Source organism: Erythrobacter oryzae (assembly GCF_030271515.1).
Taxonomy (GTDB): Bacteria; Pseudomonadota; Alphaproteobacteria; order Sphingomonadales; family Sphingomonadaceae; genus Erythrobacter; species Erythrobacter oryzae.
Genome location: NZ_JASCXI010000004.1, coordinates 187,649 through 203,544, shown reverse-complemented (window position 1 = coordinate 203,544; position 15,896 = coordinate 187,649). Strand labels below are relative to the sequence as shown.

General features: G+C 68.3%; 17 protein-coding genes. 9 read left to right on the top strand and 8 right to left on the bottom strand.

Going from position 1 to position 15,896, the window contains the following annotated elements; translation table 11 throughout:
- Positions 1-122: 122 nt before the first annotated feature.
- Positions 123-935, top strand: a complete 813-nt coding sequence (locus PFX90_RS13575) for a hypothetical protein (RefSeq protein ID WP_285713082.1) — start codon at positions 123-125, stop codon at positions 933-935.
- A gap of 4 nt (positions 936-939) precedes the next feature.
- Here PFX90_RS13575 and PFX90_RS13570 read toward each other — a convergent pair whose 3' ends face one another.
- From PFX90_RS13570 to purM, 3 genes are read right to left on the bottom strand one after another with little or no spacing between them, the layout of a single operon-like run.
- Complete coding sequence (locus tag PFX90_RS13570; protein WP_285713081.1) at positions 940-2,148, bottom strand: sulfotransferase family protein; 1,209 nt, start codon at positions 2,146-2,148, stop codon at positions 940-942.
- Positions 2,148-3,113 (bottom strand): phosphoribosylglycinamide formyltransferase, encoded by a 966-nt coding sequence (gene purN / locus PFX90_RS13565; RefSeq protein ID WP_285713080.1) that lies wholly within the window; start codon positions 3,111-3,113, stop codon positions 2,148-2,150. The genes PFX90_RS13570 and purN overlap by 1 nt, the downstream gene beginning before the upstream one ends.
- A complete protein-coding gene (gene purM / locus PFX90_RS13560) occupies positions 3,106-4,224 on the bottom strand; it encodes a phosphoribosylformylglycinamidine cyclo-ligase (protein ID WP_285713079.1) in 1,119 nt (372 codons plus the stop codon). Before purM ends, purN begins: the two co-directional genes overlap by 8 nt.
- A gap of 68 nt (positions 4,225-4,292) precedes the next feature.
- Here purM and PFX90_RS13555 point away from each other — a divergent pair, with 68 nt between their 5' ends.
- Genes PFX90_RS13555 through PFX90_RS13540 form a run of 4 tightly spaced genes read left to right on the top strand, consistent with a single transcriptional unit; the run spans position 4,293 to position 7,440 of the window.
- Positions 4,293-5,582 carry a heavy-metal-associated domain-containing protein gene (locus PFX90_RS13555; protein WP_285713078.1) on the top strand — a complete coding sequence of 430 codons (1,290 nt, stop codon included), beginning with the start codon at positions 4,293-4,295 and terminating at the stop codon, positions 5,580-5,582.
- A 14-nt stretch (positions 5,583-5,596) separates the two neighbouring features.
- Positions 5,597-6,235, top strand: coding sequence for an HdaA/DnaA family protein (locus PFX90_RS13550; RefSeq protein WP_285713077.1), 639 nt, complete (start codon positions 5,597-5,599; stop codon positions 6,233-6,235).
- A 54-nt stretch (positions 6,236-6,289) separates the two neighbouring features.
- The gene (epsC, locus tag PFX90_RS13545) at positions 6,290-7,063 is read left to right on the top strand and encodes a serine O-acetyltransferase EpsC (RefSeq protein WP_285713075.1); all 774 of its coding nucleotides are present in this window, start codon (positions 6,290-6,292) and stop codon (positions 7,061-7,063) included.
- 8 nt (positions 7,064-7,071) lie between these two features.
- A complete protein-coding gene (locus PFX90_RS13540) occupies positions 7,072-7,440 on the top strand; it encodes a DUF2794 domain-containing protein (RefSeq protein WP_285713074.1) in 369 nt (122 codons plus the stop codon).
- Between the two features lie 4 nt (positions 7,441-7,444).
- Here the strand turns inward: PFX90_RS13540 and PFX90_RS13535 are convergent, their stop codons facing one another.
- From PFX90_RS13535 to PFX90_RS13525, 3 genes are all read right to left on the bottom strand, one after another.
- The gene (locus PFX90_RS13535) at positions 7,445-8,086 is read right to left on the bottom strand and encodes a DUF4328 domain-containing protein (protein ID WP_285713073.1); all 642 of its coding nucleotides are present in this window, start codon (positions 8,084-8,086) and stop codon (positions 7,445-7,447) included.
- Positions 8,087-8,190: 104 nt separating this feature from the next.
- Positions 8,191-9,120 (bottom strand): SDR family NAD(P)-dependent oxidoreductase, encoded by a 930-nt coding sequence (locus PFX90_RS13530; RefSeq protein WP_086736229.1) that lies wholly within the window; start codon positions 9,118-9,120, stop codon positions 8,191-8,193.
- Positions 9,121-9,258: 138 nt separating this feature from the next.
- On the bottom strand, positions 9,259-9,954 hold the full coding sequence (locus PFX90_RS13525; RefSeq protein WP_285713071.1) for an HAD-IA family hydrolase: 696 nt from the start codon (positions 9,952-9,954) through the stop codon (positions 9,259-9,261).
- A 75-nt stretch (positions 9,955-10,029) separates the two neighbouring features.
- Here PFX90_RS13525 and glmU point away from each other — a divergent pair, with 75 nt between their 5' ends.
- The 4 genes from glmU to PFX90_RS13505 all read left to right on the top strand — a co-directional run bounded on the left by glmU (position 10,030) and on the right by PFX90_RS13505 (position 13,265).
- A complete protein-coding gene (gene glmU, locus PFX90_RS13520; RefSeq protein WP_285713069.1) occupies positions 10,030-11,397 on the top strand; it encodes a bifunctional UDP-N-acetylglucosamine diphosphorylase/glucosamine-1-phosphate N-acetyltransferase GlmU in 1,368 nt (455 codons plus the stop codon).
- A gap of 7 nt (positions 11,398-11,404) precedes the next feature.
- The gene (locus tag PFX90_RS13515) at positions 11,405-12,331 is read left to right on the top strand and encodes an alpha/beta hydrolase family protein (protein WP_285713068.1); all 927 of its coding nucleotides are present in this window, start codon (positions 11,405-11,407) and stop codon (positions 12,329-12,331) included.
- Complete coding sequence (locus PFX90_RS13510) at positions 12,324-12,596, top strand: HNH endonuclease (protein ID WP_285713067.1); 273 nt, start codon at positions 12,324-12,326, stop codon at positions 12,594-12,596. The genes PFX90_RS13515 and PFX90_RS13510 overlap by 8 nt, the downstream gene beginning before the upstream one ends.
- A gap of 72 nt (positions 12,597-12,668) precedes the next feature.
- Positions 12,669-13,265: an SOUL family heme-binding protein gene (locus tag PFX90_RS13505; protein ID WP_285713066.1), complete on the top strand. Its 597-nt coding sequence runs from the start codon at positions 12,669-12,671 to the stop codon at positions 13,263-13,265.
- Here PFX90_RS13505 and PFX90_RS13500 read toward each other — a convergent pair.
- Both PFX90_RS13500 and PFX90_RS13495 read right to left on the bottom strand, forming a co-directional pair.
- A complete protein-coding gene (locus PFX90_RS13500; RefSeq protein WP_285713065.1) occupies positions 13,262-13,504 on the bottom strand; it encodes a DUF1153 domain-containing protein in 243 nt (80 codons plus the stop codon). The two genes, PFX90_RS13505 and PFX90_RS13500, sit on opposite strands and share 4 nt — an antisense overlap.
- A gap of 244 nt (positions 13,505-13,748) precedes the next feature.
- The gene (locus PFX90_RS13495; protein WP_285713064.1) at positions 13,749-15,839 is read right to left on the bottom strand and encodes a prolyl oligopeptidase family serine peptidase; all 2,091 of its coding nucleotides are present in this window, start codon (positions 15,837-15,839) and stop codon (positions 13,749-13,751) included.
- Positions 15,840-15,896 lie beyond the last annotated feature (57 nt).

Below are 15,896 nucleotides of genomic sequence, written 5' to 3'. Positions count from 1 at the left end.
GCTTTCGCCGCCCGGCATGACCGGCATCCCCGGTGGCCGTTTGTGTCTCTGCCGGCCGCTTGCTTGCCGCAGTTGGGGCGCGGTGGTAACCTGCGGCCTTCAGCACTGTCTGGGGGGACGGCATGGCGGGGTCAGCATCCGACACGATTGCCAGTGGCAAGGGTGAAGGCGATTGGGCGACCAGCGTCGACCGCTGGATTTTCGTGGTCATGGCGGCGCTGTTCTTCGTGACCGCGCTGGCGGGGTTCATCCCCGACTCGGTCAGGAAGATCGACATGGTCGCCGCCAGCGCGCGCCCGGCCTTCCCGCTGATCCTGCATGTCCACGCCCTCTTGATGGGGGCATGGCTCAGCCTGCTGCTGGTGCAGTCCGCGCTGATGGCGAGCGGCAATCGCAGGCTGCACATGACGCTCGGAGCCTCGGCGCTGGTCCTCGCGCCTGCGATCGTGATCACGGGCGCCATTCTGGTGCCGACAATCTACGGCCAGTACTGGGATGCGGCAGCGCTCGCCACCGGTGCCGAGCGTCAGGGTCTGGAGGCCGAGCTCGTCCGCAAGGGCAACATCACATTGCGCAATCTGGTGGCGGCTGTGGTGTTTCCCCTGTGCGTCGTTCTCGCCCTGCGTGCGCGCCTGAGCGATCCCGGCTTCCACAAGCGGATGATCTTCCTTGCGACGGTGGTGCCGCTGCCCGCAGCCATCGCGCGGCTGACATGGCTGCCCTCGACCATGCCCGCCAGCCCGCTCTCGCTCGACCTTTTCACGCTTGTGTGGATCGCGCCGATGTTCGCGTGGGATGTCCTGCGCCACCGCCACATTCACCGCGCCTATGGGGTGTGGCTTGCCTGCTGGGCGCCGCCGACATTGCTCGTCTATGTCCTGTGGGGCAGCGACTGGTGGCTGTCGCGGGTGCCGGCGCTGATGGGCGTCGGCTGACCGGTCAGGCTGCGCCGGAAAACCGCGCCAGCTGCTCGGCATGGGCGTGGTGGTGCCCATCCTCGCTCGCGGCCATGACCTTGCGCATCGCCGCACTCGCTTCGGGAGTGAGCGCGAGGCCGAGATCGGTGTAGATCCCGGCGATGGCGCTCTCCCAGTCGTCGTTCAGCGCATCAAAGCAGGCGCGCGCCGTCGGCCCGTGCCAGCCCTCAAGCGCCTCGGCCATCCGCGCCTCGCGCAGGGCGATCTTGTGCCGCCAGCGGGCCTCGATCCGCTCGAGGCAGCAATCGTCCGACTGCATCGCCATCTGGTTGGCCGCGAGGCTGATCGCGCTCTTGAGCACCGCGTCGTGCTCGCGCTCGGCCAGCACCAGCCGCGCGTCGGGGAACAGGGCGAGGATCGTCGATAGGTCCTCGGCAAAGGCGGGGACTTTCAGCACACGGGGCTTGTCGGCGAGGCCACGGTGCGCGGCGTCGGTCTGGAGGATGCGCCGGAATTCGCGATAGATCGGCAGGGGCGCGCGCGCCTCGCTCCACGCCGAATAGGCCGGGATGTGCCACTGGCTCTCGTAGATCGAATGGTGGAGCGCGGCGGAAATCCACGCCAGCTCCTCCTCCACCGCCGCCGGGGCCATCGGGTGGATCGATTGCAACCACGGGTTGAGCAGGCCGAGCATCGCCAGCTCCATCGCCGCCTTCACCCGGCCCAAGCCGAGGCGCGAGGGCACCGGGTGATAGGCGTCGCAATAGCGCGTGTGCGAGTGCGCCGGATCGGCGGCGAGCAGCGTGTGGATGCGGGTGGTGCCACTGCGCATATGGCCGATGATGATGATCGGCGGGGCGAGGGGCGTTTCGAGCAGCTCGGGCCGTTCCAGCCACAAGGCGCCGAGCGCGAGCCGGTTCTTCACCACCCGCGCCAGCTGCCCCCATGCCAGCGCGCGCCCCAGCGGGTTGAGCGCCGCCTCGCCTTCGACCGAGGCGAGCATCCGCGCCAGCCGCTCGCGGAAGTCGGCGACGTCCTCCTCCGAGCGGCCCCCGTGCTCCGCCGCTTCGGCGCGCGCGCCATAGGGCTTGGCGGCGAGCGCCCACAGTTCGTCGGGGCCGAGCTCCGGCGGAGGCAACCAGCCGCGCTCCCATGCCTTGCCGAGGAAGTCGTTGGCCTTCTCCGCCAGCGGCCCGCGGGCCAGCAGGTGATCGCGGGTGGGGCGGGGCATCAGAACTCGTCCGCAATGTCGATGAGCCGCGTCAGCCGCTTGGGCGCGGCACCGCGCCAGCTGCGCTCCAGCCATGCGCCGACCGCGTCCCAATCGACGCCCGGACGGTTGAGGATGATCCCCACCCACCCGCTCGCGCCGTAATAGGCGGGCTTGAAATAGACCTCGGGCTGATCCTCGACCAGCGCGAGCAGCTCGTCCATCGATCCGGTGCGCACCAGCAGCGCGATATGCGGGGTGCCGTGGTGCTGGTCGGCGAAATAGGCGAAATACTTGCCGGACTTCTCGCCGCCGACGCGGAAGCCGGGACTGCCGTGGCTCTCGCGCTCGTCGGTTTCGGGGAGGGCTAGGGCGAGTGCGCGGACGCGGGCCAGCAGGGCGGCAGGGTCACGCCAGCGGCTGACGTAGTGAGCCACGGCGCGCGGGTAGAGCTGGTGCTCGGCGAGCTTGACGCGGGCGGCGAGGCCTTCGGCAGTGTCGGAGGGCGTGATCGGCACCGCGATCTGCGCGAGCACCTCGCCCGAGTCGAGTTCGGGCGTCACCAGATGGACGCTTGCACCGCCGTGGCTGTCACCCGCTGCGATGGCGCGCTCGTGGGTGCCGGTGCCCTTGTAGAGCGGCAGCAGCGAGGGGTGGATATTGAGCATCCGCCCCGCCCAGCGGCTGGCGAACCCGTCCGAGAGGATGCGCATGTAGCCCGCGAGCACGATGTAATCCGCGCCTGCTTCAAGGACTGCGGCCTCCATCGCGGCGTCATGCGCCTCGCGGGTCAGGCCCTTGTGGGGGAGGGCGAAGGTCGCGATCCCCTCGGCCTGCGCGAGCGCCAGCCCTTCGGCATCGGGATTGTTGGAGGCGACCAGCACCACCTCGTAGGGGCTCTCCGGCATCCGGCTGGCATAGACCAGCGCGGCCATATTGGTGCCCGCGCCGGAGATGAGGACGGCGATCCGGGCTTTCTCAGCCAAGGTGCGTCGCGCTCCAGTCGCTCTTGGCGGACCACGTTTCGACAGAGCCGCGCACGGTGCAACCCTTTGCGCCCGCTTCGATGCGGCCGACCGTGACGACCGTCTCGCCCGCGGCTTCGAGCTTGGCGGTGACCTCGGCAACATTACCTTCGCTGACGGCGAGCACCATGCCGACGCCGCAGTTGAAGGTGCGGGCCATTTCCTCGGGCTCGATATTGCCCTGCGCCTGGAGGAAGGCCATCAGGCGCGGCTGGGGCCACAGGTCGGCATCGACATGGGCGTGGGCGCCGTCCGGAAGGATGCGCGGGATGTTCTCGAGCAGCCCGCCCCCGGTGATGTGGGCGAGGGCATTGACCAGCCCGGCGCGGATCAGCGGCAGCAGGCTTGCGACATAGATGCGCGTGGGGGCGATCAGAGCGTCGATCAGCAGCACGTCCTGATCGAACAGGGCGGGGCGGTTCAGCTTCCAGCCCTTGTCCGCCGCCAGCCTGCGGACCAGCGAATAGCCGTTGGAATGCACCCCGCTCGACGCAAGCCCCAGCAGCACGTCGCTGGGCGCAACCTTGTCGCCGGTGAGCTGCTCGCCGCGCTCCACCGCGCCGACGCAGAAGCCCGCGAGGTCGTAGTCGCCTGCCGCATACATCCCCGGCATCTCCGCCGTCTCGCCGCCGATGAGGGCACAGCCGGCGATCTTGCAGCCCTCCGCAATCCCCGCGATCACCCGCTCGGCGACCCCGTTCTCGAGCTTGCCGGTGGCGAAATAGTCGAGGAAGAACAGCGGCTCGGCGCCCTGCACGATGAGATCGTTGACGCACATCGCGACGAGGTCGATGCCGACCGTGTCGTGCCGGTCATGCTCGATCGCGAGCTTGAGCTTGGTGCCCACGCCATCATTCGCGGCGACCAGCAGGGGGTCTTTATAGCCCGCCGCCTTGGGGTCGAAGAATCCGCCGAACCCGCCCAGCTCGCTCGTCGCACCGGGCCGCGCGGTGGCTTTCGCCAAGGGCGCGATGGCCTTCACCAGCGCATTGCCCGCCGCGATCGAAACGCCCGCGTCGGCATAGGTGTAGCCCGAGCCTTGCGGCTTGCTCTCTTCTGTCCCCGAAGTCATGCCCAGCGCCATAGCGGTTCGCGCTTGGAATTCCACCCGCCTTTGGGCAAAGGGGCAGGGCTTTCCCCATGCGTGCGACGCTTTCCCTTCCCGGCCCGGCAGCGGCACCCTCCCAAGCGCTGCGGCGCTGGCTCGCGGGCGTGCTGCTGATGCTGGCCCTGCTCGGCGGCGGATACGCCGTGATCGCGCAGGTCGCGGGCGAGCGCGGGATCGCACCCACCGCCGCCAGCGCCGACATCGAGGTCAAGGGCATCAGCGTCGACGTGCAGGGCAAGAGCGCCGAGGAGGCGCGCACCAATGGCTGGCGCGAGGCGCAGCGCAAGGCGTGGGAGAAGCTGAAGGGCCCCAAGCTCTCCGACAGCCAGCTCGAAGGCCTCGTCTCGGCAATCGTGATCGAGAAGGAACGCCTCGGCCCCCGGCGCTACATCGCCACATTGGGCGTGGTGTTCGACCGCCAGCGCGCGGGCGCCTATCTCGGCGGGGCGGCGCAGGCCTCGCGTTCGGCGCCATTGCTGCTGATCCCGGTGCAGGAGAGCGGCGGGGCCTATATCACCTACGAACAGAGGAATCCCTGGCAGCGCGCCTGGGCCGAGTTCAACCCGGGCGCGAGCCGGATCGACTACGTCCGCCTCAGCGGCGCGGGGGGCGATTCGCTGCTGGTCAATTTCGGCCAGACCGGGCGGCACAGCCGCGGCTGGTGGCGCTCGACGCTCGACCAGTATGGCGCGACCGACGTGCTGATGGCTTTCGCCCGGCTCGACCACCAGTTCCCCGGCGGGCCGGTCACCGGCACCTTCACCGCGCGCTATGGCCCCGACAGCCGCCCGCTCGACACCTTCACCCTGAAGGCCGACAACCCGGACGGCGTGCCGCAGATGCTGGCGCAGGCGGTCGAGCGGATGGACCAGATTTTCACCGGCGCGCTCGCCTCGGGCAAGCTGCGGCCCGACCCGAGCCTGAGGCTGGGCGCGGGCGGCGCGATTGATCCGGCGATCATGCGCCTGATCGAGATCGGCCGCGCCGCGCAGGCGCGCAAATCCGCCGCGGCGGCAGCAGCGGCGGGCGAAGTGCCGCGGATCGAGGCGCAGCCCGTCACCGGGGTCGAACCCGGCGAGGCCCCGGTGCGCAACATCACCGTCCAGTTCGCGACGCCCGATGCGGGGGCCTATGACGCGGCGCTCGGCGCGGTGCGCACCACCGGCGGGGTGCGCGGGATCGGCGTCACCAGCACCGCGATCGGCGGCACATCGGTGATGAGCGTGAGCTTTGCCGGATCGCTCGACGAACTGGCCGCCGCTCTCGAAGCGCGCGGGTTCAACGTGCGGCGCGGGGCGAACGCGCTCGCCATCAGCCGCTAAAGACAAGCGCCGCGATGGGAGAGCCGTCCCAGATAGCCCTGCCCCTGTCCGCCCGCGGCACCGTGCAGCGGATCGTGGTGGGCGAGGCCAATGCCGCGGTGATCGAGGCCTTGCAGCACCCGGAGCGCTGGCCGTTCCACGTCGCCGTCCTCACCGGCCCGCAACGCTCGGGCAAGAGCCTGCTCGCGCGCTGGGCGGCCGGGCTGCATGGCGAGAGCCTCGAGGTGATCGACGACGCGCAAGCGATGGACGAGACCGCGCTGTTCCACCGCTGGAATGCGGTCCAGCAGGGCGGCACGAGAGAGGGCGGGGCGCTGCTGCTGGTCGCTGCCGCCGGGCCGCAGGGCTGGCAGATCGCGCTCCCCGACCTTGCCTCGCGCATCGGCGGATCCTTGCAGCTGGAAATCGGCGCGCCCGACGACGAGATGGCTGGCGAGCTGATCCTCGCCCATGCCGAGGCGCGCGGGCTCTCCCTGCCCGAGGGCGCGGCGGATTATCTGGTGCCGCGCACCACCCGCAGCTTCGCCGCGATCGAGGCGCTGGTGGCGACAATCGACCGCATCTCCCTTGAACGCCAGAGCCCCGCCACCATGTCTGTGTGGCGCGCCGCGCTCGAGGCCCTGCACGGGCCCGAGCAGCAGCGCCTGCTCTAGGTCAGCGCGCTGCCGATTGCATCGGGCGCGCTTTGGTGGGAAAAGCGAGGGGCGATGTTCGAGCAACTGGTCAATTATCTGGACTCCGTGCGCGCCCGCGATCCCGCGCCGCGCTCGCGCTGGGAGATCCTGCTTTATCCCGGCGTGCTGGCATTGGGCTTCCACCGCATCGCGCACTGGCTGTTCGAGGCGCGGATGTTCTTCCTTGCGCGCTTGGTGAACCATCTCTCGCGGCTGCTGACCGCGATCGACATCCATCCGGGTGCCAAGATCGGGAAGAACTTCTTCATCGACCACGGCTTTACCGTGATCGGCGAGACCGCCGAGATCGGCGATAATGTCACGATTTACCAATGCGTTACGCTCGGCGGCACCAATCCCGCCAACGGCAAGGGCGGCAAGCGCCACCCGACATTGCAGGACAATGTCATCATCGGATCGGGCGCGCAGATCATCGGCCCGATTGTGGTGGGCGAGCGCGCGCGGGTGGGCGCGAATGCGGTCGTCACCGACGATGTGCCCGCCGGGGCGACGATGGTCGGCATCAAGGCCCGCTCGACGCTGGTTCCGGCCGAGGAATGGCTCCGCGAATTCACCCCTTACGGCACGCCTTGCGACGATCCCCCTTGCGACGAGCAGGGCCGCCCGCGCCGCGACTGCGTCGAGAAGCTCGAGGCCGAGGTCGCTTCCATGCGCGAGGAAATGGCGCTGCTCAAAGCGATGCTGGCCGACCGTCAAGATGCGCCCGCGTCCGATCCCCTGACCCACCCGCTCGGCCCCAATGTCGAGCCGGCGGTGCGCCTGCGCAAGCGGGCGACCAAGGACTGACCCCGGGGATGGCCGCACCACAAGCGCCCGGGGGTGTGCCCGGACAGGTGGTTCCCTTCCCCGGCCGCGGCGCGGATCAGGTCGGGTTCGAGCGGCCCGAGCTGATGCGCATTCTCGACCTTTACGGCCGCATGGTCGCCGCCGGAGAATGGCGCGACTACGCGATGGACTTCACCCGCCACGCCGCCACTTTCGCCGCCTTCCGCCGCACCGCCGAACGCCCCCAGGCCCGCCTGGAAAAGCGCCCCGCCTTGCGCGGCAAGCAGGGGATGTGGACGCTGTTCGGCGAGCACGGGCAGGTGCTCAAGCGCGGGCACGACCTCGCCAACGTCCTCGCCCCGATGGAGCGGCGGCTGCTGAAGGCGGTCGAGGAGTAGGCCGCTACTCGAACATCCCGAGGTCGACCGCGCCGCTCAGCTGATTGGCGGTCACCTGCCGCAATATCTTGATCAGAAACCACGCCGCGCCGGCAAACAGCAGCTGGCCGAACAGCGTCAGCGCGAGCACCGCCCAGGTCGGCGTGGTCACCCAGATGCCCGGCAGCGCATCGACGAAGACTGTCAGCAGCACCATCGTTATCACGATCGCCGAGACCACCCAGCAGCTCCACCAGCTCGAGACATCGTCGACCGAGGAGCCGGCGAATTCCTCAGGTTCGCCCGCGCTGCGGTTGGCGAGCTCGCGCATCGCGACGAAGGGTACGAAGAAGTTGGCGACCGGCACGAAGAAGCTGAAGGTCGCCCAGCCGGGGGAGTGATTGAGGCCCCGCATTCCCGCCGCGCGCAGGTTGGCGTGGGCGGTGTAGATCCACAGCAGGACCGGGATGACCGATCCGAGGAAAGTCAGATTGAGAGCGATGCCGATCAGCGCCAGCACTGCGGGCAGCGGGGCGAGTTCGTTGCCGGGATCGCGGAAAACGACCGAGAGCCCGGTCACCACCACACTCAGCAGCGAGAGCGCGAAGACCATCCACGCGCCGATTGTCGCCAGCAGCGCGAAGGTGCGCAGGTTTCCGGTCTGCATGTGCTTGCCCCCTTGGCGGACCCGCGCGACCCATGCGCAGCGCCCCCGCGCATTTCTGCACGGGGGCGCCAGCTTTTCAAGTCTTTTGAGGGGCCTGCGGGGCTTCAGCCGCGCGCCGAGGTCGGCCCGGTGCCGGTGACCTTCTGCATCGCGCGCAGGATGTTGCCCGACTGCTCGCTGCCCGACTGCGGGGCGATGAGGTTGGTGAAGGAGTTGATCTCCTCCCACCGCGCGGCGAAGCCTTCGAGGGTGCGCTCGCCTTCGGGCAGCCACACGGCATCGTTCATCACCGTCCACGAGGAGTGGTAGCCGCCCGCGCCCGCGCCGACGATGGCGTTGGTCGGCGCGTCCTCGCTGACGAGGAACAGCGCGGCGGGGACCACGTTCTCAGGGGCGAAGAGCTTGAAGGCTTCCTCGGGGAAGAGGTCTTCGGTCATGCGGGTGCCCGCGACCGGCGAGAGCGTGTTGACGCGCACGTTGTACTTCGCGCCTTCCAGCGCCAGCGTCTTGGTGAGACCGGCAAGGCCGAGCTTGGCCGCGCCGTAGTTCGCCTGACCGAAATTGCCGAACAGGCCGGTCGAGGAGGCGGTCATCAGGATGCGGCCATAGCCCTGCTCGCGGAAAGTCTCCCAGCAGGCCTTGGTGGCAAACGCGCTGCCGGTGAGGTGGACCTTGACGACGAATTCGAAGTCGGCGGGCTCCATCTTGGCGAAAGTCTTGTCGCGCAGCACGCCGGCGTTGTTGATGAGGACGTGGACGCCGCCCCACTTTTCCTTGGCCTGGGCGACCATCGCTTCCATCTGGTCGAACTCGGTCACCGAGTGGCCGTTGGCGATGGCTTCGCCGCCTGCCGCGAGGATTTCCTCGACCACCTGCTGCGCGGCGTCCGAGGTGCCGGTGCCGTCACGCGAGCCGCCGAGGTCGTTGACGACGACCTTCGCGCCGCGACGGGCGAGTTCGAGCGCATAGGCCTTGCCGAGCCCGCCGCCCGCACCGGTGACGATGGCAACCTTGTCCTTGAAGCTGATGGTCATGGGTGTTCTCTCCTGCCTGTGTGAGAGGGCGGAGCGCTGTTGCGCTTTACGCCCGCGTAAACCGATATGCGGCGCGCTGCGTGGCACTTTCACGCGGCCCATGCAACAGCGGAAAAGGCAGGGGGCTATGCCGTAGGGTCAGGCAGCATGCGCGAGGCCCTCGAGCGCCGGAATCAGCCCCTCGAACGAATCGATCACCGCATCCGCGCCGAGCTCGTGCGGGGGGCGGTCGCAATAGCCATAGGCCGCCGCGATCACCGGCACGCCCGCCGCCTTGGCCGCGCGCACGTCATAGGTCGAATCGCCGAGGAACACGAAGCTGCCGCCGCCCAGCACTTCGCGGGCCTTGAGGACGGGGGCAGGGTGGGGCTTGGCGAGAAACTGGCCGTCGGGCCCCTTGCCCATCGAATCCCCGCCGATGACGGTCTCGAAGGCATCGATCAGGTCGAGCTGGGTCAGCACGCTGCGGGCGAAGGCTTCGAACTTGTTGGTGACCACCGCCATGCGCACGCCCTTGTCGGCCAGCTCCGCCAGCACCTCGCGCACGCCGGGGTAGGGGACGGTGTGAACCGCATTGTTCGCCTCGTAATAGCCGAGCATCGCCTTGTAGAGCCGCTTGAACTCGTCCTCGGGCAGGCCCCCCTGCGCTTCGACCGCACGGGCGAGCATGATCTTCGCGCCCCCGCCGATCAGGTCCTTGCTTGTCTCGACCGACACCTCGGCAAAGCCGCCGAGAACCAGCGCATGGTTCACCGCCGCGCCAAGGTCGCGGAAGGTGTCGAGCAGGGTGCCGTCGAGGTCGAAGCCGATCGCGCCGAAGGGGATGTCCGTCATGGGGATTCGGTGGCGCAAGCTACTTCAATCTGCAAGCATTTGCTGGCAAGCGCGCCTTTCCCTAAGGACAGGCGCATGACCACGACGACGACCCACCCTTTCGCCGCCATCATCCTTGCCGCGGGCAAGGGCACCCGGATGAAGAGCGACACGCACAAGGTGCTGCACGCCATCGCGGGCAAGCCGATGCTGCTGCACCTGCTCGACAGCCTCGCCGAGGCTGACCTCGCGCGCACCGTTGTGGTCGCGGGCGACCGGCACGAGCAGCTCGCCAAGGCGCTGGCGGGACGCGAGGTGACGGTGGCCTTGCAGGAGCCGCAGCTCGGCACCGCCCACGCCGCGCTTCAGGCCAAGGCGGCGCTCGCCGATTTCTCGGGTCTGGTGCTGGTGTGCTTCGGCGATTGCCCGATGGTTCAGGCGGACACCGTGCGCCGCCTGTTCGCCGCGCTCGAGGGCGGGGCGAAGGTCGCGGTGCTCGGCTTCCGCCCGGCCGATCCGCTCGCCTATGGCCGGATCATCGCCGATGCCGACGGGACGGTGAGGAAAATGGTCGAGTTCAAGGACGCCTCGCCCGAAGAGCGTGGGGTGGGCCTGTGCAACTCGGGCCTGATCGTGGCGCACTCGGACGACATGTGGCCGCTGGTCGAAAGCGTCGGCAACGACAATGCCCAAGGCGAATACTACCTCCCCGACGTCGCCACCAATGCCATCGCGCGCGGCGATAGGGTGGTGGTGATCGAGACGGGGGCGGACGAGGTCGCCGGGATCAACAGCCGCGCTGAACTGGCGCAGGCCGAGGCCCGCTGGCAGGCCGCCCGCCGCCTGCGCGCGATGGACGAGGGCGCAACGCTGATCGCGCCCGAGACGGTGTTCTTCGCCCACGACACGCAGCTCGGCCGCGATGTCACGATCGAGCCCAATGTCTTCTTCGGCCCCGGTGTTCGCGTCGCCGACAAGGTGCTGATCCGCGCCAATTCCCATATCGAGGGCGCGTCGCTTGCGAGCGGCGTCAAGGTCGGCCCCTTCGCGCGTCTGCGCCCCGGCGCGGTGCTTGAGGAGGACAGTTTTGTGGGGAACTTCGTCGAGGTGAAGAACGCCGTGCTCCACCAGGGCGCCAAGGCGAGCCACCTCACCTATCTGGGGGACGCCACCATCGGCGCAGGCGCGAATATCGGGGCGGGGACGATCACCTGCAACTACGACGGCTATTTCAAATACAAGACCGTGATCGGCGAGCGCGCCTTCATCGGCTCCAACTCCGCATTGGTCGCGCCCGTCACCATCGGCGCGGACGCGATTGTCGCGGCGGGCTCGACCGTCAGCCGCGATGTCGCCCCGGGCGAACTCCGGATGGTGCGCGCCGAGCAGCTGGTGAAAGACGGTTGGGCCGACCGTTTTCATGATACGATGAAGAAGAAGAAGGCGGCGGAGAAGAAGGGGTAAGGGGATAATGGCAGGTTTCGGAAAGACGCTGCTCGCGCTGGCGGCGGCGGCCGGATTGCTCGGCGTGGCGGCAGCGCAAACGGCGACACCGCCCCAGACCCTCGCCGAGGCGCGGGCGGGCAAGACGCCCAATCTCGGCACCAAGGCGCGCCAGCGGGACAAGCCGGAAACCCCGCCCGTCAGCTGGATGAAGCTCGTCAGCTATCCGGGCCCGCTTGGCCCCATGGCCGCTTATCTCGCCGGTGTGCCCGAGACCGAGGAACGGCGCCCGGCGATTCTCTGGATCAGCGGCGGCAATACGGCGATCGGCGATTTCTGGTCGCCCCAGCCGCGCGCCAATGACCAGTCCGCCGCCGCCTTCCGCGAGGCGGGGATGGTGGTGTTCTATCCGGCGGTTCGCGGCCTGAACGGCAATCCCGGCCAGATCGAAAGCTATTTCGGCGAGCTCGACGATCTGGTCGCCGCGACGCGCTGGCTCAAGGCGCAGCCTTTCGTCGACCCCGACAAGGTCTATCTCGGCGGACACAGCAGCGGCGGGACGATGGCGCTGCTGGCCTCGGAATATGCCTCGGAATGGGCGGGCGTCGTCGCTTTCGGCCCCGTGACCGATCCGCAGTTCTACGGCGAAGGCCTGTGGGGCGTGCAGCCGGTCGCGGCGAAGGATGCGGCGGGCCAGCGCCTACGCGCGCCGATCAACTGGCTGAGTTCGATCACCGCTCCGACGCTGGTGATTGAGGGCCGCCAGGGCAATGCGGGCGAGATTGCCGCCTTCACCAAGGCCAACGGCAACCCCAAGGCGCGCTTCCATGTGGTCGAGGGCTGCTCGCATTTCTCGATCCTGCGCCCCGCCAGCGAGCTGGTTGCCGCCGCGATCAGGGATGCCAGCTTCGCCGATCTCTTGAAGCGCGATGGCTTCGAGCTGATCTGTGGCTGAGGGCGAGGACCTCACCTGCTGGCTGTGCAAGCGTCCGCTGGGCGACATCGTCCAGTGGCATCACCCGGTCCCCAAGGCCAAGAAGGGCAAGGTCAAGGTGCCGATCCACCCGATCTGCCACAAGACGATCCACGCCAACTTCACCAACAACGAACTCGCGCGCATCGGCGAGGATGCCGAGAAGATCCGCGAGAACCCCGCGATCGCCAAATTCGTCTCCTGGATTGCCAACAAACCCGCCGATTTCGACGCGCCGACGCGCTAGTTCGACGAACGCCGGAACGTTGAAGCGCTCTGTAACGTAGATAGGGCAGAACCCTCGCGAAGGAGACTGCCGATGAAAACCGCCCGCTGGATCGCCGCAGGCGCCGGCCTGGCCGCCGTGGGCGCGGCGGCCGCCTATGCCCAGTATCGTCAGACCGAGCAGCCCGACTACACGCTGGTCCGCGCAGACGAGGACTTCGAGCTGCGCGACTACCCCGCGCTGGTGGTCGCCGAGGTCAGCAATGCCGGCACCCGCGAAAGCGCCAGCGGGGCGAGCTTCCGCCGCCTAGCCGCCTATATCTTCGCGAACGACCGGCCCGAGGGCGGCGAGAAGATCGCCATGACCGCGCCGGTGTTGCAGGACGAGCCCCGGCCCGGCCAGTGGCGGATGCGCTTCGTCATGCCGTCGAAATATACCCTCGACACCCTCCCGCCCGCGCCCGACGACATCACTCTCAAGCAGACCCCTGCGCGGCGGATGGCGGCGGTGCGCTTCTCGGGCAACGCCTCCGGCCGCGATCTCGCCCTGATGGAGGCGCGCCTGCGCGAATGGATGCGCGAGGCGCGGCTGATGCCCGCGGGCGAGGCCGAGTTCGCCTTCTACGACGCCCCGATGATCCCCGGCCCGCTGCGCCGCAACGAGGTTCTGATCCCGGTCGCCGCGAATTAGGCGTCCTGCCTGCGCGCCTCTTCGCCGCCGGTGGCGAGGTAATCCGCCTCCCACTGGTCGAACTCGGCGCGGCTCAGCAGATAGCGCTCGCGCGCCTCGTGGAAGCTGATCGCGCGCTCGCGCACGGCCCGCACGACCTCGTCCTTTCTGGCCTTGGACCAGTGGACACGGTGGTGCTTGGGCAGCTGGTTGTAGCTCTTGATCGCATCGGCGATCGAGATATTCCGGTCATAGGCCATCGGTGATGCTCCTCGTCGCTAAGTCATCGCCCCCGATGGCTTGAGTGTTGACGCGGAGCCCTAACCAGACCTTGCCGGAGATGGTTACCAGAGCGTTGATGCAACGCTCCGTGCCCTGCGCAGGACGAACCGAGTGCGCGGTGTCGGGCCTCTTTACAGGCAGCCAAGTTGCCTTCCGGCGTTAACGCGAAAAGGGCGACTCCACCCGGGTGGAGCCGCCCCTCTTTCGGCTTCGAACCGGCGCCTACTTGGCCGGCCGCTCGTCCATCAGGCGCTTCATCAGGTAGATGAACTGGAGCGCCTGGAGCTTGGCGCGCTGGTCGTTGTCGACCCCGCCCGAGTGGCCTCCGGTGGTGTCCTCGAAGTAGTAATAGGGCTGGCCCAGCGCCTTCAGCTTGGCCGCCCCCTTGCGCGCATGCGCCGGGTGGGTGCGGTCGTCGGCGGTGGAGGCCCAGAGGAAGGGCTCGGGGTACTCGACGCCCGCGACGATCTTCTGATAGGGCGAATAGCCCTCGATCCAGGCGCGCTGTTCGGGGATGCGCGGATCACCATATTCGCCGATCCACGAGGCCCCGCGCCCGATCACGTGATAGCGCAGCATGTCGAACAGCGGGATCTGCACGATCGCCGCGCCGAACAGGTCGGGGCGCTGGGTGAAGGCGGTGCCGACCAGCAGGCCGCCCTGCGAGCCGCCCTGGATGCCGAGGTGCTGCGGGCTGGTGAAGCCGCGCGCCACCAGATCCTCGCCCACTGCGATGAAATCGTCCCAGGTGCGCTGCTTGTTCTCGCGGATCGCGGTCTGGTGCCACTGCGGCCCGAACTCCCCGCCGCCGCGCAGGTTGGCGAGCACATAGGCGCCGCCCTTCTCGACCCACAGCTTGCCCGTGGAGCCGAGATAGGCCGGCAGGCGCGGCACCTGGAAGCCGCCGTAGCCGGTCAGGAGGGTAGCGGTCGAGCCGTCGGCCTTCATCCCCTTGGGCTTGACGATGAAGTAGGGGATCTTGGTCCCGTCCTTGCTCGTTGCCTCATATTGCTCGACCGTCGCGCCTGCGGGGTCGAAATAGGACGGCGAGGTCTTGAGCACCACAGGCGCGGTCTTGCCGTCGGTGTAGTAGAGCGTCGTCGGCTCGAGGAAGCCGCTCACCGTGTACATGATCTCGTCGGTATCGTCCGAGGATGCGGCGATGCCGATCGTCGCATTGTCGGGCAGATCGATCTGCGAGCTCGCCCACTTGCCGCCCGTGAAGTTGAACTTCAGCACCTTGCCCACGACATTGTCGAGCAGCGCGACGTAGAGCCCGCCCGCAGTGACGGTGCTGCCCTGCTTGGTCTGGCGGTAGCCCGGGGCCCACACCAGCGCCTTCTTCGCGCCGTTGGGGTTCTTCTTCCACTCCTCGAGATCAGCCGCGACGAGGCTGTCGGCGGGGAAGGTCTGGCCGTCCACCGTCCAGTCGACATCGGGCGAGAACAGCATGTGGCCGTCGACGATACCGACCGGATTGGCCTTGGTGGGAATGTCGAGCTGGAGCCACTGGCCGTCTTTCCAGACATACCACAGCCGCTCGTGGAAGCTGATCCCGCGATAGGCGATGCGGGCGTGGATCACGTCCTTGTTGTCGCGCAGCAGCGCCGCGCCCGAGGAGACGTCCTTGGCATCGCCGCGGAAGATCTCGGGCGCGTCCTCGATCCGCGTGCCGCGCTTCCATTCGCGGGTGGTGAAGGGGTAGTTGCTCTCGGTGAGCGTGCCTTCGCCGAAGTTGCGGCCCACCAGCAGCGTGTTCTCGTCAACCCATTCGACCCCGCCCTGGCTCTTCTCGGCCAGCACGAAGCCGCCTTCGACGAACTGCTTGGTCTTGGTGTCGAACTCGCGCAGGATCGTGGCGTCCTCGCCGCCGTCGGACAGCGCGATCATGCAGCGATTGAGTGCGGGCGGCAGGCAGGTCGAGCCCTGATAGACCCACTCCTTGCCCTCGGCCTTGGCGAGCGCATCGACATCGAGGATGATCTCCCACTCCGGCTTGTCGGTGCGGTAGCTTTCGAGCGTCGTGCGGCGCAGCACGCCCTTGGGGTTCGCCTTGTCCTGCCAGAAATTGTAGAGGCCATCGGGGCGGAAAGACACGAAGGGGATGCGGTCGGTGCTGTCGAAGATCGCCAGCGCTTCGGCCTTCAGCTGCGCATAGCGCGGATCGGCCTCGAAGGCGGCCAGCGTGCGGGCGTTTTCCTTGGCGACCCAGTCCAGCGCCTCGGGGCTGCGCGCCTCCTCGAGGAAGATGTAGGGATCCTGCTCGGGCCCGGGGATGCCGTCATCGGCAAGGGCAATGGTCGATGTGCTCATGGCAAGTGCCATGGCCAGCGATGAAGCGAGTTTCAAGTGGGTCTCTCCCTGTAACGG

Coding starts and splice junctions, on each gene's coding strand:
- PFX90_RS13535 (WP_285713073.1), bottom strand. CDS start 8,086: ATGCAGACCGGAAACCTGCGCACCTTCGCGCTGCTGGCGACAATCGGC.
- PFX90_RS13575 (WP_285713082.1), top strand. CDS start 123: ATGGCGGGGTCAGCATCCGACACGATTGCCAGTGGCAAGGGTGAAGGC.
- PFX90_RS13525 (WP_285713071.1), bottom strand. CDS start 9,954: ATGACGGACATCCCCTTCGGCGCGATCGGCTTCGACCTCGACGGCACC.
- PFX90_RS13570 (WP_285713081.1), bottom strand. CDS start 2,148: ATGCCCCGCCCCACCCGCGATCACCTGCTGGCCCGCGGGCCGCTGGCG.
- glmU (WP_285713069.1), top strand. CDS start 10,030: ATGACCACGACGACGACCCACCCTTTCGCCGCCATCATCCTTGCCGCG.
- PFX90_RS13550 (WP_285713077.1), top strand. CDS start 5,597: ATGGGAGAGCCGTCCCAGATAGCCCTGCCCCTGTCCGCCCGCGGCACC.
- PFX90_RS13505 (WP_285713066.1), top strand. CDS start 12,669: ATGAAAACCGCCCGCTGGATCGCCGCAGGCGCCGGCCTGGCCGCCGTG.
- PFX90_RS13530 (WP_086736229.1), bottom strand. CDS start 9,120: ATGACCATCAGCTTCAAGGACAAGGTTGCCATCGTCACCGGTGCGGGC.
- PFX90_RS13500 (WP_285713065.1), bottom strand. CDS start 13,504: ATGGCCTATGACCGGAATATCTCGATCGCCGATGCGATCAAGAGCTAC.
- PFX90_RS13555 (WP_285713078.1), top strand. CDS start 4,293: ATGCGTGCGACGCTTTCCCTTCCCGGCCCGGCAGCGGCACCCTCCCAA.
- PFX90_RS13495 (WP_285713064.1), bottom strand. CDS start 15,839: ATGAGCACATCGACCATTGCCCTTGCCGATGACGGCATCCCCGGGCCC.
- PFX90_RS13540 (WP_285713074.1), top strand. CDS start 7,072: ATGGCCGCACCACAAGCGCCCGGGGGTGTGCCCGGACAGGTGGTTCCC.
- epsC (WP_285713075.1), top strand. CDS start 6,290: ATGTTCGAGCAACTGGTCAATTATCTGGACTCCGTGCGCGCCCGCGAT.
- PFX90_RS13515 (WP_285713068.1), top strand. CDS start 11,405: ATGGCAGGTTTCGGAAAGACGCTGCTCGCGCTGGCGGCGGCGGCCGGA.
- purM (WP_285713079.1), bottom strand. CDS start 4,224: ATGACTTCGGGGACAGAAGAGAGCAAGCCGCAAGGCTCGGGCTACACC.